Here is a 23,113-nt window from a genome sequence, read left to right as displayed (position 1 = left end):
TCGATTCACGATCACGAAGGACAGATCATGTCGCTCTCCGGTCAGGTTGCCGTCGTCACCGGTTCCTCACGTGGAATCGGGCACTCCGTAGCGCTCGCCTTCGCAGAGCGCGGCGCGAAAGTCGTGGTCAACTCGCACAGCGACGTCGCAGGCGGAGAGGCCCTCGTCCAGACGATCAAAGAGAGCGGCGGCAGCGCGCTCTACGTGCAGGGCGACGTCGCCGACACCACCGACGTCGAGCGGCTCTTCACGACCACCGAGGAGGCGTTCGGCCCAATCGACGTGTTGGTGAACAACGCGGGCCTCACCGAAGGCATGCCCATCCTGGACTCCACCAAGGACCACTGGCTGCGCATGCTTAACATCAACCTCCTCTCCACCGTGCTGTGCTCGGTTCGGGCGGCCAGGACCATGAAGGAGCGAGGCAGCGGCACCATCATCAACACCTCCTCCATCCGCGGCTTCGACGCAACAGGCCGGGAAGGTGTGATGGCCTATTCCGCCGCCAAGGCCGCCGTCAACAACTTCACCCGCACTCTGGCCAAGGAACTCGCCCCGAACGTACGCGTGAACGCTGTCGCCCCGGGCTTCGTCGCGACCTCGTACATGGACCGGACCGATGACGCGCTCAAGGAGTCCTGGTTGGACATCATCCCCCTGCGCCAGTTCATCGCACCCGACGACATCGCGGGCGCCTACGTCTTCCTCGCCGAGTCCCCGTACATGACCGGCACCCTCCTGACCGCCGACGCGGGGTTCACCCTCGGGCGCGGCTGAAGAGAGCAGAAAGTCGGGGGGGGAAGGTGTGACAGTGGTCCGGGAGAAGATCTTCATCTCCTACCAGCGGGACTCCGCCGCGGTCGCGCAGCGCATCCACGACGCCCTGGAAGCCGCGGGCTTTGACGCCTGGGTGGACACCGAACGCATCCGGCACACCGATCGATGGGCCACCTCCATCGACCAGGCGCTACGCGAGGCCGACCGGCTCATCGTGCTCCTTACCCCGAAGGCTGCGGAGTCCTACGAGGTCTTCAACGAGTGGTTCTTCTTCTACGACCACCGCAAGCCCATCCACGTCGTGCGCATCGACGGCTGCGAGCTGCACTACCAACTGGTTCCGTTTCAGCGCCTGGAATGGACCGCCGAGGCCGACGAGGGGGAATGGGGGACACGCATGAGTGCCCTCGTCACCGCGCTGCACGGCTCATTCTCATGGCCCGACGGGGCCTCGCCGGACGACGCCGTGGTCACCACCCCTTTCGCCCCGGCCCGCACGCTGCTGGGCGCCTTCGCCGCGCTCGAAGAAGCCATCCGTAACCCAGATCGCTCCGTCGCCCTCACCGACCAGCAACTCCACGACATCCGCGACCACCCCTCGCGCAGCGTGCGCGAGTACCTGCTGTCCTGCTACGCCCGGTGGTGCAGCCCGCGCTACCAGCTGGACCGCCGCTTCGTGCGCCTCGCACTCGTCTACGACGAAGGCACCGACGCCGTCGACCGCTGGGTCACCGCGCCGAGTAGCCGTCGCACCGACGATCTCCAGGCCGTTCTCGCCGGCAGCGACTCCTTCGCATACGTACTGCTGGGAGCCCCAGGCTCCGGCAAGACGACACTGCTGCGCCGCCTGGAACTCGATGTGGCCGCAGAGGGAGTGCCCCGCCCCGCCGATGCGGTCATCCCGTTCAGCGTCTCGCTGGCCGAGTACGGTCTCAACACTGGCGAACCGCCGGCCCCACGCCGCTGGCTGGAGGACCGCTGGAGGGCGCGCAACCCGCACCTGCCCGAGCTGACGCACTTCCTGGAGTCGGGTCGCCTCCTGCTGCTCCTGGACGGCCTCAACGAACTCGCCCACTTCGATGCCTCCGACTTGCGCCGCCGCATAGACGCATGGAAGGCATTCCTCTACGAATGCGTTCGCGACATCCCCGGAAACCGGGCCGTGTTCACCTGTCGTACGCTCGACTACGGCGCCATGCTCAGCAGCAAGGACGTCGGCGTTCCACACATCCGCCTCGAACCCATGACCCGCGACCAGGTCCTGGAGTACATCGCCCTCCATCTGCCCGAACAGGCCGACCTTGTCCACGACGCCCTGAACCGCGACCCGCGAGCCCTGTCGTTCTACCGCACTCCGTACATGCTGCGCCTGCTGGTCAACCAGGTCCGCGCCGTGGGCACGGTCCCCGTCGGACGCGTCGACGCGTTCGCCGGCATGGTCCGCGAACTACTCCGACGCGAGATCCTCTCCGGCAACCCGCGGACCGCCGACCCGGAACTCCTCACCGATCGCGAACAACGCCGCCTGCGGGATGGTGTCCGAGACCCGCTGTGGCTCCCGGACCGAGGCCACCTCGTGCCTGCCCTGACCCGCCTCGCGTATCAGATGCAAGAGGCCAAGCGCGGCGAGGACAAAGGCAGCGTCGTCGTCGACTACGACACGGCCGTTGACCTCCTCAATGGGCTAGCACGCCTCGCGGAGGCATCCCTGCGCGTCGGCTGCGACACCGGCATCCTCGACGAGGACGAAGAAGCCATCCGCTTCTTCCACCAGCTCCTCCAGGAGTTCTTCGCCGCACGCCAACTCGCGGCAGCCCCTGACTTCGCCCGCCTCGCCGTCCCCGACACGGCCATGGCTGTGGCCCCGCCCCTGACCGAGGTTCTGGCCCAGCTAGCCCCCGGCGAGCCGCTACCGCCCCTGCCGACCACCGGCTGGGAGGAGACGGCCGTCATGGCGGCTGCCCTCGCCGAGGACCCCGACGCATACGTCCGCAACGTCCTCGCGGTCAATCCGGCCCTGGCAGGCCGCTGCCTGGCAGCCCCCGACGTACGCGTCGCCCCAGCCGTACGCCCCGAGGTGACGCACACACTCGTCACCCGCAGCACCGACCCGGCGACGGACCTGCGGGCGCGCATCCACTACGGCCGCATCCTCGGTGTCCTGGGCGATCCTCGCCTGACGCGCATCGAGAGCGCTCACGGTGCCGCACTCATCCCGGACTTTGCGAGCATCCCGGCCGGCAACCACCATATCGGAGCCTCAGGTACCCCCTACAACCTCGAACGACCCGTCCACGAAGTCCAACTACCGGCCTTCGAACTGGCCCGCCACCCCGTCACCAACGCCGAGTACGCCCACTTCATAGCCGCCGGCGGCTATGAAGACGACCGATGGTGGCACTCCGCCCAGGCCCGCAGATGGCGCTCCGGCGAGGGCATCCAGGACCTCATCTCCGACGAGTGGCGCAAGAAGCGCGACAACCTGCGCCGCCGCCCCTCACTCCCCGTCGACATGCTCCGCACCGGCGTGGCCACCCTGCAGCAGGCCGTCAGCATGGTGAAGCTGACGACCATGACCGACGAGGCCCTCCAGAAGGCACTGACCGATATCTACGGCACGGAGGCGCCACGCACACCGGCGTACTGGTACGACAGCCTCCTCGCCCACCCCAGCGCACCGGTCGTCGGCATCTCCGTCTACGAGGCGGAGGCCTATTGCGCCTGGCTCAGCGCCGTGGCCAGAGAGACGATCTGTCTGCCCACCGAATACGAATGGGAGGCCGCCGCGTCAGCCGGAGGGCGAGTTTTCCCGTACGGGGACGACTTCGAGGCGCTCGCGTCGAACACCTTCGAGCTGCACGCGCGCGGCACGCTCCCTGTCGGCATTTTCCCCGAGGGACGGAGCCCCGCAGGCATCGACGACCTGTCCGGCAACGTCTTCGAGTGGACGGCGAGCGCCCCGGAACCGTATCCCTACGATCGGGACGCCCGCCCGTCGGATGCGCCCAGCGATACCCGCGTCTGCCGCGGGGGTTCGTGGCGCCATCGGCACAACAGGGCTCGGGCGGCGTACCGGGGGCGGGGGCAATGCTTCGTACGCAATGACGATCTTGGCTTCCGGCTCGCGAGGCGGTAAAAGCCGAGGAGCACAAGATGCTTTGAAGCGATCTAGGAACCGGCGCGCAGCTCTGCTCGGCACCGCCCGGCGCTCACCACAGCGGGGCGACACCGACACGGCGGGCTGGCTGGCCGCGTGGGACGCCGCCCAGGCCGATCTTGCGGCTCATCCGCAGGCTCAGTGGGAGCTGCGCGTGGACACGGATGCGACGGCACCGCGCGAAGCCGCGGAGAGGATCGACGACACCGTCCGCGCCACGGCGCCTAGCTCCGGACTGCCAGCACCTAAACAGTCATGAACCATCTGGCGCAGTCTGGATGGTCGGCTCCGATGGACGTCGCCTGGACGATCAAGGCGAGACCGCACGCTCCGGTCCAGTCGAGGTTCCTTTAGGCCTGGCCCCAGATCGTGGCGCCAAGCTGCACCGGCGCCCAGGCGGCCGTCAGAGTGAAATCGAGCCGGCTCACACACAGCCACAGCGAGCACGTTCCCTCCGCGTCAGTGACGGCAATCAGCTCTCCCGGACGCCCGAACCGGGGCAGTTTCGGGTTCGGCCCGGCTTCGCCGGGGACGAACTCGACTTCGTTCGGGACGAGTCGGACCTGTGCATGCATAGGGGATTCGAACTCGCCGCCACACCCCTCCTCGGACGACGCCCGGATCCCGGGGCCCCTCCGTCCGCTTCCTCCGCCCGTGCAGACGACGCCCGTGGGCCCCGTGAAGTCCCCGCCCGCAGCATCCCTGCTCTCTCCAAGTACACCCGGGTTGGTCGTCGACTTCCCCCATACGCCCGGGGCTCTTGCGGCCTCACCCTTGACGCCGGCGGCATCACCCTCTTCCCTTGTGCCCCACGACTTTCCCCACACACCGAAGGAGACGTCCTCCGTAAGGGCTGCGTTCGATACACGGCTCTCGCCCTTGACACCCGGGCCGAACTCGCTGATCCCGTAGACACCAATCTCCCGCGTGCTTGGCCGCGCGGTTCCCAGGACTCCGGGAACGCCTTCCCCCCAGACACCGGGGCCGCCTGGCGCATGTGCGTTGGTCCCGTCGACAGCGGCATCGTCGGAATCTTTCACGAAGCCAACCACTTGGTTGTCCATCGCCATGCCCTTCTGGAAACGCCGACAACGACGCGTCTAGTAGGTCAGTGTGGGTAAGGGACGGCAATCGGGCAGCGGCCGGACGGGGGGCGGGCCGCATGCCATGGAGGACGCTAAGGGTTGGCCACATGAGCTACGTTCGGCTCAACCCGCAGGGCGTCCAGTGCCTCAACAACGTTCATTCGCTCGTCCCGGTTGTCGTCCCACCGGGTGAGCGCCGCGGCAGCGGCGTGCATCAGGGAGCCCGGCGTCGGCGAGCAAGGCCGCCGCGTCCTCAAGCTCTGGGCCCCAACGCCAGGCGCGGGCCGCGGTCTTGGGGATGTAGTCGGTCTCTGCACGCGCGACGGCGAGACGGCCTTCGCTTCGACGTAGACCGCGCCTGTGCCGGCATATCCGGCCACACCTCGAGCAGTTCGCGGATCTCCGGCTCGACCGCGTCCACGATCGACCCTTCAAAGCCCACTCGTACTTCGGCGGCCGGTCGCTGGCCACCACCCGTCGCACCGAGGTGCGCGAGATCCCCAACTTCCGTGCGATCGCCCGGATCGGCATCTGCTCGGCCCCATGCAACCGGCGGATCTCCGCCCAGTCCTGCACGCTGATCACCCATCCTCCCGGCCTAACTCAACGAGTCAGACTGCCCCAGGAAGGCCACAATTGACCCGGGGGAAGTGGTCTCACATGGAGCCGTTGCCGACAACCCCTGACTCTTTCAGTGCTTCATGCACCACGACCGATATTTCCTTGCTGGTGGCAGGATCCTGCTGTGCCCAGTCCACAAGTGCCTGTTCGACCTTTGGATGACGCTTGGTCAATATACGGACGATTATTTGAACTGTTCCAACGTCTCGCTCCTGATCCGCCAAGATCAATATTTTGCCGAGCTCTTCACTCGAGAGAGAGTCGTAGTCGTCGCCCATAAGGAATCACTTCCGATCACCTTATTCTCTAACCTGTCATTAACCGAGGTAGCGCCTCTCTAGTTTCTTCATGTTCACAAGGCCATCAGCGTCGAATAGGCTGCACCCGGCTGCATACGCGATGTAGAAGGCGAGTTGATCGCGAACTTCGCCCGATTGGCATTCCAGCCCAAAACCATAACCCATGGCGTCAATAAATATTGACGCATCGTGTTCATGGTGTACGGCGCCGATGTGTGACAGGGGAACGCGGTCATATTTCGCACCAGGTACGATCAATTCCCTCGCCGTCAACGTGCAGTTCTCGCCCTGGCACTGTGCGATGTGCGCCCCCGGCGGTGCAGACCTATAGGCCACCAATGGGACGATGGCGAGCGGCTCGCCGTCAGACATGTCCTGCTCCAACACTCAGAAATCGAGAAGGGTTGCGATTACACTGGGCGCATATCGAGATCGCAACTGGGGCTGGAATTCCTTAGAGTAGGAAAACGGCTTCCCCGAACGCAGCGCGGGAGGTTGTGCTTGCACGCTTCTCGTATGCTTCCGCCTTCTCAGCCCAGCCCGCGTCCCCAGTGCCAGCGAGGAAGCGCGCGTACGAGGCCGCCGCTTCTGCAGCTTTGGTCGCGTCTACGTATGGAGGGGGGTTCCCCTTCCCATCGCAAACGATTCGCGTAGCTTCTTCGGCTGCTGCCGCGGCGGCGGCCGCCTCCTCGGCTATGTGGGCCCACGGACCACCGCCCGGATCCTCGCCAGCGCGTACACGAGAATTGACGGCATCCGTAGCCGCAGCAGCTTCCGCTGCGGCTACAGCAGCCCGCCGGGCTGCTTCAGCGATTGGGCCACCGGGAGGTCTCTCGAGCGCGGCTGCCGCGCGTGCTCGTTGTGCAGCACTTCGAGCACGGGCGGTTATGGCGCTCACATTTTCAGGATGGATCATGCCGATCACCTAGTCACTTCTCCCACGTGTCCAGTTTATCGATCAGCTCTTCGACCAAGGCCTGGTCCTTCTCGTCCGTGATGTCGCTCCTTATTTGCGCAAGAGAAAAGGTCATCGCGGATACGACATAACTGACCAGCGGGGGCTTCTCGGAAATTTTACCGAGGACGGCGTCGATGCTGCTATTCTTCATTGCGATTCCTCTTCTCAAAGGTGTTGGGCAGTGGGAAATGCGGCAACGGCCTCAGGTCCCGATGCCGATCCTCTGCCACCAGTGGGCTTTCCTCCTAGCGACAGGTTCAGTGGCTCTATAGCTAGCAGCAAACCCACGGGTTCCACCGCTTGCTTCCGCCTCCATGAAGTCCTTGAATACTTTCTGGGCCTCCGATATGTAGGATGACGGTGCATCGATAGTGACCCGCTCCATCAACCTACTCATCGGAGCCACCAGGGGCGCATACTGGTTGCAGGGAAATCCAATGACCTCAAGAGCCACTGCCGCCATACCCCGCCCCAAGTGGTATGCACACAGGCGTTCCGAGGGAAGCATCTGGCAAAGAAGGCGCTGGACGTTGAAGGAGTTGCCGCGGGTACGATCGCCGGTACCCTTCCAGTCATTCAAGCCATACTGATTCCAGGTCGATTCAACAGCATCGTCAAACAGCCGGTAATCAACTAGCTGGATTTTCGGATGATTCGGGCAACGCGCTTCATTGTCCCGGTCCACTATGAGGTCTAGGGATATGAAGTCGGGCTCTCCCCATTCGGGATAAGACATTTCCCTTCTCCCTGTGCGGCTCAGCTCACCGATTACCTAACTCAAGTCTGCGCCCGGCACAGGCTCATGTCGAGTTGATGATTTCTTGATGGTTTCAACCATTGGCGGCGGTGGGGCGCTGCTATCGCGCTGCTGCAACTGAGGAGGGGTTCGTAGGCCCTATCGTGAGGGCAACGTCCCTAGCACATCCTTCCAAATGCTGGCGCGCAGGCGATTGGGACGAGAGCCCAGCCCGTGTGCGAGTGCACCCTTAAAGGTTGGGTGGTCGAACGGCGGCTGCAAGATCGACGAGAGGTGTGTGCGGCCGCCGCCGATAAAGACTTCCGTCTGAGCGAGCGCTCGGGCCATGACCAAGGCGAGGCCGTAGCGATCGCTGTCGAGATCGGGGCCGCTCTGCGGCCGGTCAGGGTCCCTCCACTGGGGAGCGGATCGCCGGACGCTCATCACGGGGGTATCGCCGAGCTGGCAGCCGTCGCAGTCGAGGAGATACACGCCGCCCCGACGCCAGGCGGGCTTGCTCCAGACCACGTTCCGGCCGTTTATGTCCCCGTGCACGATCTCGTGCTGCTCGAACAAGAGAAGCAGCTCGATCAGATCTTGCATGAGCTTGATCCGGTACTGCAGGCAGATGGGAGCGACACCAGCGTGTACGGCCCGTTCGGCGTGGACCAGGTGCTGCAGCTCACGTAGGGCACGCTTCCCGTCGGTGCTGCGCAGGAAGTAGGCGTGGGCTGGTGCAAGGGGGAGGAGGACGCCAACGGTCCGGTGCCCGTCGAGCACCTGGTTGCGCGGCCAGGCGGCGCGCGCATCCAGGAGTCGGCGGTCGCGGACCTTCAGGGACGCCGGCCAGTCGATCAGCCGCTGCATCGCCGCGGGGATGATGCGGACGTCGTCGTGATACCTCTTGAACACCAAGCGCGTGCCCAGGAGGCGATAGACCGTGCCTTCTCCGCCCTCGCCTTCGTTCAGCGGCTCGAGCGCAGGCAGTGAGGCGAGATCCACCGCAGTACCGCGAGCGAACTTCATCAGACCACCTACCCGTCCTCGTCGTGGCGCCAGAAGGCGACTGCTGTGCGGTCGTCGGCTGTTGCACGGCGCCGGAAGGACAGCTGGCTGACGAATTGCAACGGCTCTGGCGGTGTCTTCCACGCCTGTGCGAGCTCCCGGCCCACCGCGCCGGCGCCACGTCCCAAGGGCACGTCGACGCCGTCGCTGAGCAGGACGATCACATCCCCCGCGTGCCATTCCCCGTGGGCGACCTGCGGGACGGCAGGGCTGGACGGCAGCGGCTGGACGTTGTTGACTGGTCCGGCGTGATCATCCTGGTCTTGGAAGATCGTGGGCCATTGGTCGTCGCGCAGCAGCCGGACTGTACTGTCGCCCACCCGGGCGGTCACGAAAGGCCACGCCTCGTCCGGGCCGCGCTGTTCCGCCACCAGGACAACCACGGTTGTCGAGACGCGGTCCGGACCCACGGTGAGCTCACCCGCGAGCTCGGTGAGCTCCCGGTTCAGTTCCCCAACGATTGCCTCGAAGCCCAGCGCTTCGACGTTCCCATCGGCCTTGAGGATGGTTCGAACGTGGTGACACGCCCGGTGGACGGCGAGCCCAGCCCCGTGGTGTGAGAAGTCCGCTGAACCAAGCCCATCGGCGACTGCGGCGATGATGACGTTGCCGACCTGACTGATGCAGTACTCGTCCTGCCGGGCTTTGCCTTCATGCAGGTGCGAGGTGCCTGCCAGCGACGCGGCTCGTACCACCACGCTCTCGCCGAGGAGGCCGAAGTCCACGGCGAGCGCATGCGTCCCACATGCTGTCGCAGTGATCTTCGGGAGTGCCTCATGCCGCGGCGGTTCGCCGAATACCGGCGCCTCCCCTGGGTTGCGGAGCTCGCTGACGTGGGCGCCGGCTGCGGGGCCCGCTGGGGCCCGGCAGCCGCCACGGAGTCGCCTCTTCTTCCTTTCCCGGCCCATGTGTCAGACCTCGTCGAGGGGGTCGCAGGTGTCGAAGCCCGGCACGTGCTCGGGGAAGGGCGGTTGGGGTGCTCCACCGGTCGCCGCCGTCCCAGTGCTCTTGATCACGCTCTTCATAATCTCCGGGATGAGCTTCTTCAGGGAGTCAGCCACGTCGTCCATTCCGCTGCTGGGGAAATAGGCTTTGCCGCGGCCGCGGGCGATCTTCCGGCACATCTCTCGGTCGGCAGTGCCGAGCCCGAAGACTGCGATGTTCGGCCGCCATCTGTTCTCCGGGGCGACGAGCCGCTGGTAGGCCGCCCACCGGAAAGTTTCGTCGTCGTTCGGCTGGCCGTCCGTGATCAGGAACACGCTAGGCCTGTAGACCCGGTGACCCGCGCCTTTTAGCGCCAGCACCGAGGACGGGATGTCCGAGGCGAGCAAGTCGAAGACGGCGCCGTACGCGGTACTTGCCACCGCGGTCAGCGTCGGCATGGCTTTTATGTCCACGACGTCCGTCAGGGGCACATCCAGCTTCGCCGTGTCGCTGAAGGACAGCATGGCCAGCCGGGCGACGTCGCCGGCTTCCGGGTTGTTGATCAGTCCGATCCTGAATGTCTCAAGCATCTCGTTCAATGCGCGGATCGGCTCGCCCTCCATGCTGAGCGAGACGTCACCAGCGACGTAGATCGGGAGAACTGGCGGCCGGTCATCCCTCTCGGCCTGGGCGTGAATCGTGGTCATGGGGTGCCTCCCTTTAGTCGGACCCGGGGTCTGGGCTCGGAGGAGCCGGGTCATCCGGGATCTTTTCGCTGCTTGACAGACTTGCGGCAGCTAAGGGGACACGCCAGGCCTACCTGGATGAATCTGGATGAAACTGGACGCATCGAATCAACTGCTTTGACGGGGAGATACTGGGAGCCTGGAGAGGAGTACGAGCAGGAGGCGGACCATGGGCGGTCAGGCATCCTCACCAGAGCCGAATCCCCTGGCTCTGTTGGTCCAACGTCTGAACGGGCTCCGAGCTCGGGCTGGGTCGCCCTCCTACGCCGAATTGGCGACAAGATCACAGCAGTTCCCGGCTGACCAGAGGTTCTCGAAGACTCTCGTTGGCTCCTGCCTCACAGGCGACACGAGACCGTCAATCGACTTCGTCCTGGGATTCGTGAGGGCATGCCGCGATATTGCTCACGAGCGTAAGCACCCAATCGCTGAGGGTGACGGTGACTTCAACAAGTGGCGCCGTGACTGGCTCAGAACGCAGCCAGGGCAGCGAGATCCCGCAGAGTGGTTCGCGCTGGTTCGCGATCAACTCGAGCGTCGGGGTTATCAGGCCGCACAAGAAGTGATCAATGACTGGTATGCCGCCGCAACCCTGGATGACGCATCGGCCGCATGGGTCCGGCAATTCCTCCGCCTGACGGCGGAGGGACGACTCCGGCCGCGACAACGCCATCGCCTTGCACGGCCGGCGCCGCCAGAGGGCCCTTTTCCCTGCCGTGAGAAGCCTCTCGCTGAGATGCGTGGCTTCCTGGATCATGCCATCGGTGGGCGAGGCGCTCTTGCCCTCGTGTCCGGCCCCGCCGGGATGGGGAAGTCACGCCTGCTGCTGGAGCTGCTCGCCAGCGTGCCTACGGGTATTCGCGTGGAGTGGATCAGGCTGGAGCACGGGGAAGCTGGCTACCGAGGTTGGCGCCGACTGCTTCGGCCACTGTGGGAGGAGATACGTCATAGCCGCCTAGCGCCGCCGGCCTTGTTGCCGTGGGCCCAGACCCTGGACGAACTCCTACTTGAGAGGCGTAATGCGGCATCTCTTCGGCAGGAGAGCCAACCTCCTGAGCATGTGGCCGATGCTGTATCTGCGCTGATCGTTGACATTGCTGCCCATCAGCAACCACTCGTCCTCGTCGTGGACGATGCCCACCGTGGCGGTTCCGAGTCGGACGACCTCCTACTGGCCCTTGCCGACCGCCTGTCTTCAGCCCCAGCTGGGATCCTTGCGTCCGTGCGGGATGACGCCCTCGAGGATGGGCGACCGCTGAGGACACCTTTGGCAGCAACCGGAGGGCACGTCGGCTCAGGAGGGACGATCTCTGTCGTCAAACTGCCTCCCCTGGACGCCGTCGGCATCGACATCGTGCTCGCACGCAGAATCGGAGCCCGTCTGCCCCGAGAGGCACTCGACCGAATACTCATGCTGACTGAGGGCCGACCGCAGTTGGTGGAAAACGTTCAGCTTCCTCCACGGCTTCCAGGAGGCCGCATCTCACCGGACTTCGGCAGACTCGATGAAACAGGGTTGGCTATCTTGCAGGCTTCCCTGCATCAGCGATCAGCCGAGGTTCTGCGAGTGCTGAAAGCGGCAGCTGTGCTGACAGTGGGCGGCGAAGTCGCTCCGCATCGGGTCGCTGAGGTAGCCCAGCTTGATATTCAGCAGGTCGTGCAGATCCTCGACAACGAAGCAGCAGCAACAACCGTCCTGCAAAAGGTGGCACACGATGCACGATTTCGGCATGACAACTGGATCGAGGCCGTCCTCGCCCTGTGTACCCCGCAAGAACGACGTGTGCTGCACGCGCGCGCCTTGTCTGTCTTGCGGACCGAAATAGGAAGTGACCCCCGCCAACTCGCTGAACATGCCGTCGCGGCAGGAGTCCCTCTTGTCGACGCTAGTGACCTCGTGAAACTCGCCTGCCAGGCCGCTCGGCTGGCCGCCACCGACTATGCGCTTGCCAAGGCACACAGGCTGTACAGCGTGGGATTGACATACGCAGGCGGCAGTGAGCGTGTCCAGTTGCTCATATCACACGCCGACATCCTTCGATACGAGGGCGAGTGGACGCAGGCGGAAGTCGCGCTCCAACAGGCTCTCTCAGCTGCTCGGTCCTTGAAGGACCCGCAACTTGAGGCCGCGGCACTGCTACCCATGCGCCGGCTGCGCTGGACCTTCAGCTTGGATCACAGTCAGGAGATAGAGCAAATCGGCCGAGTCATCGAGGCACTTCCGCCCGGCACGGACCTTCGGCCGCAAATGGAGGCAGCGCAATCTGCACAACTGCTGTTCGCACAGCAACAGAGTAAGGACGAGCGTTGGGCGCTCGCCCGGGCCGCCCTCGACAAACTGCCTGCCGTGGCAGACGACCTGGCGCGTTCGGAGATCCTCATCGGCGTACATGAGGGACTGCAGGATTACATCGACGTTAAAGACCTCCTCCCTCATGCAGAGCAGGCATTCAATCATGCGCTTCGCGCTCAATCGCTGCACCACCAGGCAGAAAGCATACTTCAGCAGACTATCGATCTGTTCCGACTGGGCAGGGCAGAACAAGCAGAACAAAAAATGAGGCAGTACAACGGCCTAGCGCAGCGAACGGCCTCACCAGTTATCTGCTTCCAACAAGCTGGCCTATCTGCGATGCACGCCCTAGCTCGTGGCAAGTTCACAGAGGCCGAGACCTTTACCCGCAGAGCAGATGAGCTCAGCGCCGGATGGGGAGGATGGTTCGCGTCCGAAGTCGTGATGGCACAGACCGGATGGCGCCTGATCGAGGAGGGGCAGATCGAAGGACTGGCCGAACTCATCGACGCGACCCTACGCGACATCACGCCTGGCAACGCCATCCTATGGAGACTAGCGCAGGGCATCATCCGGGCCGAGCAACAGATGCCCGAACCTGCAGCAGAGATCGTAAATGAAGTGATCGAGGAAACCGACACGTTTAATCGCCTGCAGCGTGGGCCAGCACGCATCGGCATCCTGGCTCTAGGAGCCCTCCTCATCAGCCACCCTGCGATGGAGAATTCTTGGCCGCCGAAGGCCCTGTGCCGCTGGGGGGACCAACTTTCAAGTCTGCTGGAAGCCCATTCTGATCAAGCGGTAGTGATTGGATGGCCCGCGCTCTTCTTCGGCGACAAACGCCGCTTCATTGGTCTGGCTCGTCTACGAGCAGGTGACCCACAAACGGCGGAAGCCCTCCTCATGCAGGCGGCCGAGACTAACCGTCGCTATGCGGCGCTGCATTTGCGGACTCTATACGACCTTGCCCGGACTCGTACTTGCCTTCCGGGAAGAACCGTCGAAGCGCGGAAGCAGTTGTGGGAGATCACTAAGCAGGCCGAGCAACTGGGGATGCGAAGCCTGTGGGGCACGTCCCGCTGAACCCCGCGTCGCCTTAACCCCTTATTCTCGGGCAGATCCGGCATGGACATCCCTTCGGTCGCACGGGACAAACAGGCGGGGCGTGTGCCTCAGCCTACGGCCGCGAGGAATGTCCCAGGGTTGGTCGACGTAACCGCCAATGCGGAGGAGAAGACGCTAACTTGGGAGTGGCTTTGTTCACGAGTTGCGTTTCTGGCTCAAGTTTTAGGCTCTGTCGCTGATTTGGGGTGCGCGGCGACCGCGGATGGGTGGGCATCACCTGGGTGTGATGGATGCGGTACGCGTCCCGGGTGTCGGGGTGCAGGTCAAGCAGGTATCAATCGAGGACACAAGGTCCGTCTGTTGTGTGGTCGTTGGCGGTTTCGGCTGCCTGTCCGGAGTGCGGGCAGAGATCCGCGCGGGCGCGCAAGGCGTCGTGCTTTCCGGTGATCCGAATGAGGGCGACGTTTTCGGCAACGTACGCCCGTGTCCGATGCCAGGCGGAGCGGGGGATCTTCGTTTCGCGGAGGCGGGGGAACCTGCTGGTGCAGACAGGGCTCATCGGAGAGGAACATCATCGCTGATGGCTCGGTGCGCCTGCCGCCGAAGACGAGAAAGACCCCTCCGCGGCGAGCAGGAGATCCTCACCCCAGTCCTGCTCGACCTGTTCGGAACCGATCAGTACAACATGACTGGCCCCTCATTCTGACTGCGACGGTCGGCGCGGGCAGAGGCGGCCTTGACGCCGATGCTGGACCCGTCAGCGGGCGGGTGTCAGCAGGACTCTTCGAACTTCACCGCGTTGAGCGTCACAGGCTGGCCTTGGAGCTTGGTGCCGGGGGCGGGGTCCTGGGAGCAGACCTTCCAGTTGGACTCGATGACGATGATGCGGTCCTGGCCGGAGGCGTCGTTGACGGTGATGCTGGTGCTGGGGTCGAGGGCCTCGCGGGCGACCTTGACGGACTTGCCCTTGAAGTCGGGCATCGTCGCTCCGGCAGTCTCGGTCTCGGTGCCCTGGTCGGTGGCGGGGCAGGTCTCTTCGAGTTTGACGCTGGCGAAGTCGACCTTGGTGTTAGTGGGGTGCTGACCGGGATCTGGGGTCTGGAAGCAGACTTTCCAGTTGCGGTCGTCGAACTGCTCTCGGCCGCGATCGAGGGCATCGTGTGAGGTCAGGTTGTAGAAGCCTGCGTCTTGGGCCTGGTCCTGCGCGGACTGCAGCCCTTTGCCGATCATGTCCGGCAGAGATGCGGACTCAGGCGTTGGCCCGGGCTTGTCGGCGGGGGCGCTGGTCGTGGTGTCCGGGGTTCCCGTCGGCTCGTCGTCAGTGGTGGTGCCGTTGCCGCCACAGGCACTGAGGCTGGCCAGCGCGGCGAGGCAGGCCGCGGCGAGTGTGATGCGTACGCGAGTGTGCATGATCCCCCCAGGGTTCGTTGCGTTGGCGAGGGGCTGGCCTGCGTGATCTGCGGGATTCATGAGGCGCATATGTCGTCTATGCGACAAAATGTTCAGGTTTCACAATAGCCCGCTGCCTGGTCGCTGCGTGCCCACTGGGTACTCATCGGCCGGATCCTCTTCGCGGCACAGCGATTCGTGGTGCGATGAGTGGCAGCAGGGCGAAGACCGCGGGCGGGTTGTTGATCACGTTGGCCAGCGCCGCGGCCACCACCGCACACCCACCAGGGCCTGGCCCTGCTGGTCCTCTGCGGGCCGCTGGATCTTCTGGCTGGTGCAGCCCGGGTCGGCACCGCCGCCTCCGGCCGACCGCGGATCGTGTGGATCCGCACCGCGCTCGTCCTCAGCGTCATGGCGTTCGGCGTGCCGCTGGATACCATGATCGTCCGCTCGGTGCTGGTCACCTTGCTGACCCTGGACGAGGGGCGATGGATGTGGTGGTGGCCCAGCAAACTGTTCAGGCATCACGTCGACTCCCGGCAGCCGGCAGGCAGGTCCGACCTCGAACCCGCTCTTGCGGTCAAGTGACACCCTTCCGGCATCGACCGGAAGGCCCGGTTGTGGTGGTGGCGCCGTCTGGGAAGGTCAGCTGGGCTCCTCGCGTGCCGGGCGAGCCGGCGGCCACGACGTCGTGGAGGGCCACGCTGGCCAGCCGGGAGAGCAGACGGCCCAGGGGGGCGCGGGCGGCATACGCGCAGCGGGATCCTTTCTCGTACGTCGGGCGCGACATCGACAGCGAAGCGGGCGATACCGGCCAGGGTGACAGCGCTGCCGAGCATCGCCAGCACTGCCGTTTTGTCAGACCGACTCAACGCGGCCTTGACCGAGCGGAGTCCCGCTCCGTGCCGACGCATCAAGGCTCGGTACGACAACCCTGCCCGGGCATCACGGCGGATCGCCACGCACAAGTCGACGGGCCGACGGCATCCGCCAGCTGCTCGCCGGGGTGTGCTGTCAGCTGGCCGAGGGGATCGAGGGGCGACCGTGAGTCGCAGGCCGAGCGGCGGGCTTGCGTGGGAGGGTTCCTGATGCTTCCCTTCGCGATGGCCTGGCAGCGTGACGTTTTCAGGTTCTCGCGGACGCTAGATCACAGCAGGCAGGCATCCGTTACTGCGCGCTACTTGGTGCCTTCGCCTCGCGGATCCCGCGGTTTCTGGTCGCTCAGCTGCGGTCCCGAGGGTGACGGTTGGTGAGCCGCGGGGGCGCCGCCGTCCGGATTGCTGCTGGGTGGCCTGTCTGTCAGGGCCGGGACACGTGCAGGGTCCAGGTCCCGTCTGCGGTGATGTTGAGGTAGTAGGGCCCGTCGCTGATCATCTGGGTGACGGTGGATCCGCGGAATGTGCCGATCTCATTGAAGGCGAGGTCCTGCAGGTCCCCGTCTGTGTCGAGCACGGTGACGGCGAAGTTTTCCTGACCGTGGTGCTCGCCGCGCAGGGTGGCGGCGTGGTCGGCGGTGAAGGGACCTTCGACCTGGTCGCCCTTGCCCTGGTACATATGCGGGAGGCTGTCCGCGCTCTCGTGGCGTGGCTGGGTGATGGTGACCGTCCAGGCCGCATCCGCCTGCATGCTCAGGCGGTAGCGGCCCGCGCTCAGCCCTTGTGCCCGGGAGCCGTCGTACGCGCCGATGGTGTTGACCAGGAGGTCTTTGAGCTGACCGGAGGAATCGAGCAGTTCGACGATGAAGTTGGCCTCACAGCCGGAACAGGTCGAGTGAAAGACGGCCAAGCCGTCGGTCACGGTGAAGGTCTCGGTCGCCTGTTGACCCTTGCCGCTCAGGCGGATAGGCGCGGGCTCGCTCGGAGTCGGTGCAGCCGCCGACAGGGTCGGGCGGAACGCCGCCGGGGCATCGGGGGTGGCGGGCATGCGGGTGAGCTTGGTCGCGTCGCCGACTGATACGACGATGATCACGACGATGGTGAGGACGGCGACCAAGGCGCTCAGGCAGCCCACAAGGCAGCCGCGGCCCCGACTCTTGCGGGGCGGGGAGCCGTAGCCCGGCGGGTGCAACCAGCCCCTGCCCGGCAGCCTGCCCTCATCGGGTGGAGCATTGTGCGCACCCCGCGGCGTGCCTGTCCATCCCGAAGGCTGGTCCGGGGGAGGCGGTGGTTGGGTCCCGGTCATGGGGAACCTCTGCGATGTCCGGTGACAAACCCAACGCTAGTACGGCACTGCGCACGGTGCGAGTCGAGCCTGGCTACGGGGATGACGGTCGAACGAGGCGGATCCGGGCGAGGGGCAGGCCTGGGCCGCGGCCTGCGCCTCCCCGCGGCCCCGGCCCAGGGGGATGTCCTCCCGGCCGCCGGGGACAGTCGGCCCTGATGTCCCTGTAGTACGGCGCGGTGGCCATGTCGGACATGCCCTTGGCCTGCCGTGCAGGATCGCATGATGCCCGTCCGGGTCGACGAACGCCTGCACTGAGAGGGACTCCGCGGGGAACTCACGGATCGGCGCGAAAACCCCTTCGTGCACTACGAGTTGATGGATGGTCCAGGGCGGCGAACGTCAGGTTCAGCAGGCTCAGACATGGCAGGCGGCGTACGACGCCCTCTCTGACAGTCGCGGGGGAACGCGGGGCTCGTTCGGACAGCAGACGGGCAGCGATAGCCAGGAACATCAGCTCGTCCACGCTCGGGATCACGTACGTGAGCCCGAACCGGGAGCCGTCCCCGAGCGCGTAACGGGCGACCGTGGTCGACGACGGCCCGAGACGCCCCGAAGCCGACAGCCTGAAGGCTCCCCGTGAACCCTCGCCACGAATCCGGCTGCACGGAATCGACCGCTCGTGGGCCATCGACACCCACGGCCTCGCCTGGCTTCCAAATCTCGCGTGTACGACCAGGGAGTTCGCGTGGCATACGGTTCCCTGTGTCCGCAGCAGTGCGATGGCGATGCCCGTGGTGCCGGCGAGGCAGGCGGCGTGGGCAAGGTAGTTGATTCCACGGGGTCGGATCCTCCGGATACGCCTCGGCGGCCTGCTGACAGGCCAGCACCGCGGTGTCGAGGCGCTCCATGTCGACCGGCGCGCGCCCCGGCCCGCAGAGATCGCCAGGCCGAAGGCCCGGGCCGTCTCCGTGGCCGCCCGCAGCACGTGCGCGTCGTCGCTGTGCGGCTCGGCGGCCAGCCAGGACTCCACCGTCGTATTGCCCGCGCACGCCTGCGCGAGCAGCCGGATCCGGTGGCCGCGCATCGGCCAGTCGGCCCCGGACCCCTTGCGCTTCACCTTGAGGTGTGACTTGAAGCACGAATGCAGAGTCTTCTTGGTAGTGGTACCTGCCATCGCCATCGCAGCACCCACCCCCACATCACTACCGATGTGGCCATACCATGGCTACGCCCGAACTGACCATGTCTCCAACGCTGACCATGTGTCATTCTCTGTCGTTCACGTCATTGGATGAATGATTCGTTGAATTGCCTTCAAAGTTAATTGAATTACTGTCCGAATTCGAGACTTTCGATTTCGAATTAATTCTCCTTTCGTCGATGTCGCACTTCAGTGCTTGCCGCACGTAGTCGCCAAAGATGGATGAGTTCGATTTCACTGAGCATATTTATCGCCTCCGATGGCCGTGCGATCCGTTCCATGCGTTCGTCGTGCGATGCGACGCCGCAACCGCAGTCGCCGCCCGTGTCGCCTACCCTCCCCTCGCGGCTGCGGATGCGAGCTGCTTCGTCGTTGGCAGGCGTCCGCTGTCCGTCCGACCTCCACCGACCGGCCGCGCGGATGCCTGGCCGCCCCCGGCCGTCGGGTCTCCGGTGAGGTCCCCTGATGCGGCGCTGCCGGCGCTTAGGTGGGGATCTGTTTCGGTAGAAGGTCGTTGAACTGAGTCTGATGCATGTGGGTGTGGGGCTCGGCCCGACCTGGCCGCCAGCGTCCTGAGGAATCCGTGAATCCGGCGAAGTTCCTCGCCCCTCTGAGGGAGGTAGGGGGGTAGGTGCCGCCCGGGCGTTACGCGCACCCACCTGCGACCCCGCCCTCGCTTTCTCTCTCCCGGGTCAAAAACCTAGGCGAGCCCTTCCTCCCGTCTTCGATTCCTAGGAGTGGGCCTAGTGGGGCTCACTCGGGCAGATGGCGCAATTGGCCTCGACCGCCTGCTGGCTCTGATGGTGGAGGACGCCTTCCATGAGTTCCTCAAGCGGTGCCGTCTCATGCAGCAGGCGGAGCTCCGCGGCGATGACCGGGTTCATGGCGGCGTCATGGATCTTGGAGCGATGGGGCGCCTGGCGGAGCTCTTCGATGGCCATTTGGATCATTCCTTTCCGTTAACCAAGAGCGGGCACGATTGCCCCCCGCCGGAAACCGGGAGCGGGGGGCTCGCGCGGGCGTCATAGGAAGCCGCAACACTCCCTCGGCCCGGTCTAGGGGGCGTCCAGTTCTTCCTGCTGGTAGGTCTCGGCCTCGGCCTGCTTCGGCACGAACGCCAGGGCCGGATAGTAAGTGTCGGCAGCACCGACGCCACCGTGGATCACCTTGAGCTGGCCTGACTTCACCAGCTTCTCCAGTGCTCTGGTCGCCTTCTGCTTCTCGGCCGGCGTCGGCTTGTCGGTGTCGAACATGGCCCGCGCCGCGTCCAGGCGGGTGATGGCCGTGTGCTGGGCCAGGGCCACCAGGTCGGCTTTCTCGCCGAGGGTAGAGACGCCGGTCTCGTGGTCGTGGTAGAGGTCGAGCGGTCCGATCTCGTTGATCGGCTGCTTCAGGTGCCGGAACTTCACGACGGGATCGCCTGCCTCGCCATCCAGGATGACGACAGAGCCGGCGCCGGCCGTAAGCCACGTCGAGCCGTAGACGTCCTCGATCTTGTTCGGGGTGGCGCCATTCGCCCCGCGCTTCACCTGATGATGCAGCTCCACCACGGTGATGCCGTTGACCAGGCAAAGCTGACGGGCCCGGTTATAGGCGGAGCCGACGCCGTCCTCGGACAGGTTGAGGGCGACGTCTTTCAGGGAGTCGATGATGACGGTGTCCGCCCCGGCCTCCAGGCACATGTTCAGGAGCGCGTCGGTGTGCTGGGCGAAGTCGAACGGGGGCGGACCCTTCCACACCTTCAGCCGGCGGTCGAGAACAGCGGCGTCGTCCTTCGTGAACACGCGAGCCATCGCCCGTGCCGCCTGCTCGGGACGGTCACAGGCCAGGTAGAGGACACTCTTCTTGCTCGGCTGGACGGTGAAGCCCATGGCCTTGTCTGTGATGCCCAGGCGGGCGCGGAGGAACTGGACGCCGACGGTTGTCTTGCCCACGCCGCCCTTGCCGACGAGCATCAAGGCCTCGCCCTGGGCCAGGAGGACGTCGTCGCCGTCGCCCCACACCGCAACGGGAGTCTCTGGCCTGTTCAGGATGAAGTCGGCACCGGACACCACAGACTGCTCCGCAACCCCGAAGGCGGCGCGCAGGGCGTCCTCACGGCGCTGCTTGGCCAGCTCCTTGGCCTCGTCCTTCAGCGCATACTCGTCGGCGTAGCTTTCCAGCTCCCTCTGGCGGTCGATGTCGCCCTTGTCCCGCTGCACCTGGACGACCTGCATGAAGGAAACATAGTCGGCGTCGTTGGAGAAGAACTTCTGAGCCTTCTCCTGCCGCTCCTCGGTGTTACGGATGGCTGCGCAGTAGTCGACCAGAGCGAAGTAGACACCGACGGAATGGCCGCCGTACTCGTCATTCTTCGTCGCCTCCGACGGCGGGGCATAAGCGCTCTCGGCGCAGCCTTTGGAAGGGCACGGCAGATACTGCCGGTGCTGCATACAGATGGGACGGATATCACCTTCGGGGGCGGCGGGCTGACTGAAGCACGTTGTCATGGCGGTTTCCTTTGCGCACGTCGGCCAGAGACTCCGTTGCGGTGGAGCGTCGGCCGGATAAGTCCGGCCATGGCGTGCGGGTATTCGCCATGAACTTGTTAGGCCGGCCAGAGCTGCCGGGTTCGGCCCGTAACCATCATTTATAGCCGTCGCCTTTGCTTAGGTAAAGCGCCTCGGGATATTTTTTCAAGATTCTTTAGATGTCGGATGTATACCACCCCCTTCGGGAGGGGGTGGATACGTACACCTAGACGTATCCTTGGGCATACACCCCATTACATTTACCCGCACATCCCCCGACCTGGGCGTTCCTTGATCGCCGTACTCCCCCGTACACCTATCCGTACACTTTCACTATTCGTGAGCGTATGCCCCCATATAGCAACGCTCTGTAATTATAGATAATTTAACGGAGCCCAGGACGGGAATTCACTTCACCGGCGTCTGGTCGGGCCGAATGAATCGCTTCCTGCGTAAACGATCGTTCCTGGCCTGGGTGAGATCTAAGGGGGATCCTGCACCACAGGACACATGACCGGGGCACGGCCCTTTCAGTCCCAGCCTTGTACGGGCCGCCGTTGAACCGAGGGTTGGCTTGGCCACCGTCGCCCTGAGCACGCCATAACGTCCACGCCGGGCAGGAAGGTTTCGCGCCCCCGCGTATGGAGTTGTCGACGCCCGGCTGCGGATTCCCCGTCCGGGCGTCACTCCTGTTGTCCTGCATGGTCCGTCGCTGGAATTTCCTTCTGCGGCAGCGCGAGTTGGGGTCAGCTGTCGTCACACTGGGGGAACTCGCCTGCTCGCAGGGCATGGGCAAGGTCCGCCGCGGCCTCCGTGAACTCCTCCGCGTGCCAATGGAGTGCGGAACCCCTCGCCTTGAGGAGGGTGAGCTCACCGCTCAAATCCGAGACGAACGAATCCTCGGCATCGGCGAGGTCGGGGACATTCCGAGCTGCCGCCAATAGCTCCTCGTAAGCCTTGACGGCGGCGCGGCAAGCCTCGGCGGCATCGGAAACTGTGACCCTGGGGAAGAGGCCGTACTTGGTCTCCTCGCCGGGTAGGTTCTCGCCGGACTGGAGCTGGGTGGCAAGATCGGCGGCGAACCCTCCCGCCTTCTGGTCGGCAAGACGCGCGGCGCGCTCGGCCTCTTCCTTCTTGCGGAGGGTCTCCTTGCGCTTCCTGCTGGCCTCGGCAGTCTTGGCCTGCTTCGCGTTCCGGGACTCCTGCCGGTACGTCTTGCCGTCGAGCCCGATTACGGCAGTCGGCTTCGTCGGGGTTCCGTGACCCTCTGCCGTCCCGCAGATCGGCAACACGTCGGCGCTGTGGTTGGGGGCGTCGCGGACCTCGACCTTGCCCCTCCCTGGTGGCCCAACCGTGTCACCTGAGAGATCACGACGCACGGTCTCGCGGCTCACGCCCGTCGCCGACTCGATGGCGCGATGGCTCATGCCGGCGGCCCGCATCAAGGTGACGATGCCCGCCCGCTCCTCGCGGGGCAGCCGGAGTCGCTGGGCGGAGTCGAACTCCTCAGCGCAGTAGTCGTCCCACGAGTCGTAGCCGAGGGCAACCCAAGCCCGCGTCTCCCACGCCTCCATGATCAGATCCCACGCGGCGGTGAGCGTGGTCTTGATCTCGTCAGTGAGCTGCCGGGCACGGTCGCGGTAGGCGGCCTCGATCTCAGGCAGCATCGCGGTCACCGCCCTGCGACAGCTGCGCACTACCCTCGTCGGTGATGCCAGAGATGGGCACCTCGGAGCGCCCAGCGCTACGCGCGGCGCGGGCGCGGGAGGAAGCAAGCGCAAGCCGCTTAAACCAGGCCTTGCGGGCGTGCTCGGCGCGGCGAGCGCGTTCCTCCGGCGCGAGGGTGCCGTCGGGGTCGACCTGCCTCTCGAAGCGTTGGAGGAAGGCAGTCCTGGCCGGCGCGGTCTGGGCAGAACGGTCCGGGCAGTTCGCCCACAGGGTGTGCGCCGCGATTGCGGCGCGAAGACGACGTTGTTCAGAGGTGAGGGCCATGCAGGGCACCATCCGCACTTCGATCAGGGCCCTCTGACAGGAGAGACCCAGTCTTCACGCGATTGGGATGGTGCGCGGCCCCGGAAGGCCCCCGCGTTTCGCGTCTAATGCTCCAAAGAGTGACATATCGGA

At 65.2% G+C, this 23,113-nt stretch carries 19 protein-coding genes and 2 pseudogenes; 5 read left to right on the top strand and 16 right to left on the bottom strand.

The features are described 5' to 3' along the window. Positions 1-27: 27 nt before the first annotated feature. Genes ACTWQO_RS22205 through ACTWQO_RS22195 form a run of 3 tightly spaced genes read left to right on the top strand, consistent with a single transcriptional unit; the run spans position 28 to position 4,193 of the window. On the top strand, positions 28-777 hold the full coding sequence (locus ACTWQO_RS22205; protein WP_443239077.1) for an SDR family NAD(P)-dependent oxidoreductase: 750 nt from the start codon (positions 28-30) through the stop codon (positions 775-777). A gap of 28 nt (positions 778-805) precedes the next feature. After that, positions 806-3,913 (top strand): SUMF1/EgtB/PvdO family nonheme iron enzyme, encoded by a 3,108-nt coding sequence (locus tag ACTWQO_RS22200; protein ID WP_443239076.1) that lies wholly within the window; start codon positions 806-808, stop codon positions 3,911-3,913. 22 nt (positions 3,914-3,935) lie between these two features. After that, positions 3,936-4,193 carry a hypothetical protein gene (locus ACTWQO_RS22195; protein WP_443239075.1) on the top strand — a complete coding sequence of 86 codons (258 nt, stop codon included), beginning with the start codon at positions 3,936-3,938 and terminating at the stop codon, positions 4,191-4,193. A 91-nt stretch (positions 4,194-4,284) separates the two neighbouring features. Here ACTWQO_RS22195 and ACTWQO_RS22190 read toward each other — a convergent pair whose 3' ends face one another. The 9 genes from ACTWQO_RS22190 to ACTWQO_RS22150 form a co-directional block, all read right to left on the bottom strand. After that, positions 4,285-5,004, bottom strand: a complete 720-nt coding sequence (locus ACTWQO_RS22190; protein ID WP_443239074.1) for a hypothetical protein — start codon at positions 5,002-5,004, stop codon at positions 4,285-4,287. A 162-nt stretch (positions 5,005-5,166) separates the two neighbouring features. Then, positions 5,167-5,454, bottom strand: coding sequence for a DUF1932 domain-containing protein (locus tag ACTWQO_RS22185; RefSeq protein ID WP_443239132.1), 288 nt, complete (start codon positions 5,452-5,454; stop codon positions 5,167-5,169). 221 nt (positions 5,455-5,675) lie between these two features. Further along, positions 5,676-5,918 (bottom strand): hypothetical protein, encoded by a 243-nt coding sequence (locus ACTWQO_RS22180; protein WP_443239073.1) that lies wholly within the window; start codon positions 5,916-5,918, stop codon positions 5,676-5,678. Between the two features lie 39 nt (positions 5,919-5,957). Continuing rightward, a complete protein-coding gene (locus ACTWQO_RS22175) occupies positions 5,958-6,311 on the bottom strand; it encodes a hypothetical protein (RefSeq protein WP_443239072.1) in 354 nt (117 codons plus the stop codon). A 557-nt stretch (positions 6,312-6,868) separates the two neighbouring features. Next, a complete protein-coding gene (locus ACTWQO_RS22170) occupies positions 6,869-7,048 on the bottom strand; it encodes a hypothetical protein (RefSeq protein WP_443239071.1) in 180 nt (59 codons plus the stop codon). Positions 7,049-7,099: 51 nt separating this feature from the next. Continuing rightward, positions 7,100-7,633: a hypothetical protein gene (locus ACTWQO_RS22165; RefSeq protein ID WP_443239070.1), complete on the bottom strand. Its 534-nt coding sequence runs from the start codon at positions 7,631-7,633 to the stop codon at positions 7,100-7,102. Positions 7,634-7,792: 159 nt separating this feature from the next. Continuing rightward, positions 7,793-8,659, bottom strand: a complete 867-nt coding sequence (locus tag ACTWQO_RS22160; RefSeq protein WP_443239069.1) for a hypothetical protein — start codon at positions 8,657-8,659, stop codon at positions 7,793-7,795. Positions 8,660-8,667: 8 nt separating this feature from the next. Then, positions 8,668-9,423, bottom strand: coding sequence for a protein phosphatase 2C domain-containing protein (locus ACTWQO_RS22155; protein ID WP_443239068.1), 756 nt, complete (start codon positions 9,421-9,423; stop codon positions 8,668-8,670). Positions 9,424-9,609: 186 nt separating this feature from the next. Continuing rightward, positions 9,610-10,329, bottom strand: coding sequence for a vWA domain-containing protein (locus tag ACTWQO_RS22150; protein WP_443239067.1), 720 nt, complete (start codon positions 10,327-10,329; stop codon positions 9,610-9,612). A gap of 208 nt (positions 10,330-10,537) precedes the next feature. Here ACTWQO_RS22150 and ACTWQO_RS22145 point away from each other — a divergent pair, with 208 nt between their 5' ends. Beyond that, positions 10,538-13,744 carry an AAA family ATPase gene (locus tag ACTWQO_RS22145; RefSeq protein WP_443239066.1) on the top strand — a complete coding sequence of 1,069 codons (3,207 nt, stop codon included), beginning with the start codon at positions 10,538-10,540 and terminating at the stop codon, positions 13,742-13,744. 753 nt (positions 13,745-14,497) lie between these two features. On the opposite strand, the gene ACTWQO_RS22140 is transcribed toward ACTWQO_RS22145, so the two are convergent. Beyond that, positions 14,498-15,136 (bottom strand): PASTA domain-containing protein, encoded by a 639-nt coding sequence (locus tag ACTWQO_RS22140; RefSeq protein WP_443239065.1) that lies wholly within the window; start codon positions 15,134-15,136, stop codon positions 14,498-14,500. 390 nt (positions 15,137-15,526) lie between these two features. Here ACTWQO_RS22140 and ACTWQO_RS22135 point away from each other — a divergent pair. Next, a pseudogene (locus tag ACTWQO_RS22135) lies at positions 15,527-15,703 on the top strand (hypothetical protein); the annotation flags it as partial. 711 nt (positions 15,704-16,414) lie between these two features. Here ACTWQO_RS22135 and ACTWQO_RS22130 read toward each other — a convergent pair. The 6 genes and pseudogenes from ACTWQO_RS22130 to ACTWQO_RS22105 all read right to left on the bottom strand — a co-directional run bounded on the left by ACTWQO_RS22130 (position 16,415) and on the right by ACTWQO_RS22105 (position 22,981). Then, positions 16,415-17,107 (bottom strand): hypothetical protein, encoded by a 693-nt coding sequence (locus ACTWQO_RS22130; RefSeq protein WP_443239064.1) that lies wholly within the window; start codon positions 17,105-17,107, stop codon positions 16,415-16,417. A gap of 977 nt (positions 17,108-18,084) precedes the next feature. Beyond that, positions 18,085-18,386 (bottom strand): annotated as a pseudogene (locus ACTWQO_RS22125) (hypothetical protein); the annotation flags it as partial. Between the two features lie 836 nt (positions 18,387-19,222). Continuing rightward, on the bottom strand, positions 19,223-19,420 hold the full coding sequence (locus ACTWQO_RS22120) for a hypothetical protein (RefSeq protein WP_443239063.1): 198 nt from the start codon (positions 19,418-19,420) through the stop codon (positions 19,223-19,225). A gap of 114 nt (positions 19,421-19,534) precedes the next feature. Next, on the bottom strand, positions 19,535-20,911 hold the full coding sequence (locus ACTWQO_RS22115) for an AAA family ATPase (RefSeq protein ID WP_443239062.1): 1,377 nt from the start codon (positions 20,909-20,911) through the stop codon (positions 19,535-19,537). An 824-nt stretch (positions 20,912-21,735) separates the two neighbouring features. Next, positions 21,736-22,656: a hypothetical protein gene (locus ACTWQO_RS22110; protein WP_443239061.1), complete on the bottom strand. Its 921-nt coding sequence runs from the start codon at positions 22,654-22,656 to the stop codon at positions 21,736-21,738. Then, complete coding sequence (locus ACTWQO_RS22105) at positions 22,646-22,981, bottom strand: hypothetical protein (RefSeq protein ID WP_443239060.1); 336 nt, start codon at positions 22,979-22,981, stop codon at positions 22,646-22,648. Before ACTWQO_RS22105 ends, ACTWQO_RS22110 begins: the two co-directional genes overlap by 11 nt. Positions 22,982-23,113 lie beyond the last annotated feature (132 nt).

The organism is Streptomyces sp. 4N124 (genome assembly GCF_052245395.1).
Lineage (GTDB): Bacteria > Actinomycetota > Actinomycetes > Streptomycetales > Streptomycetaceae > Streptomyces.
This window is presented reverse-complemented; position numbering and strand designations above follow the sequence as displayed.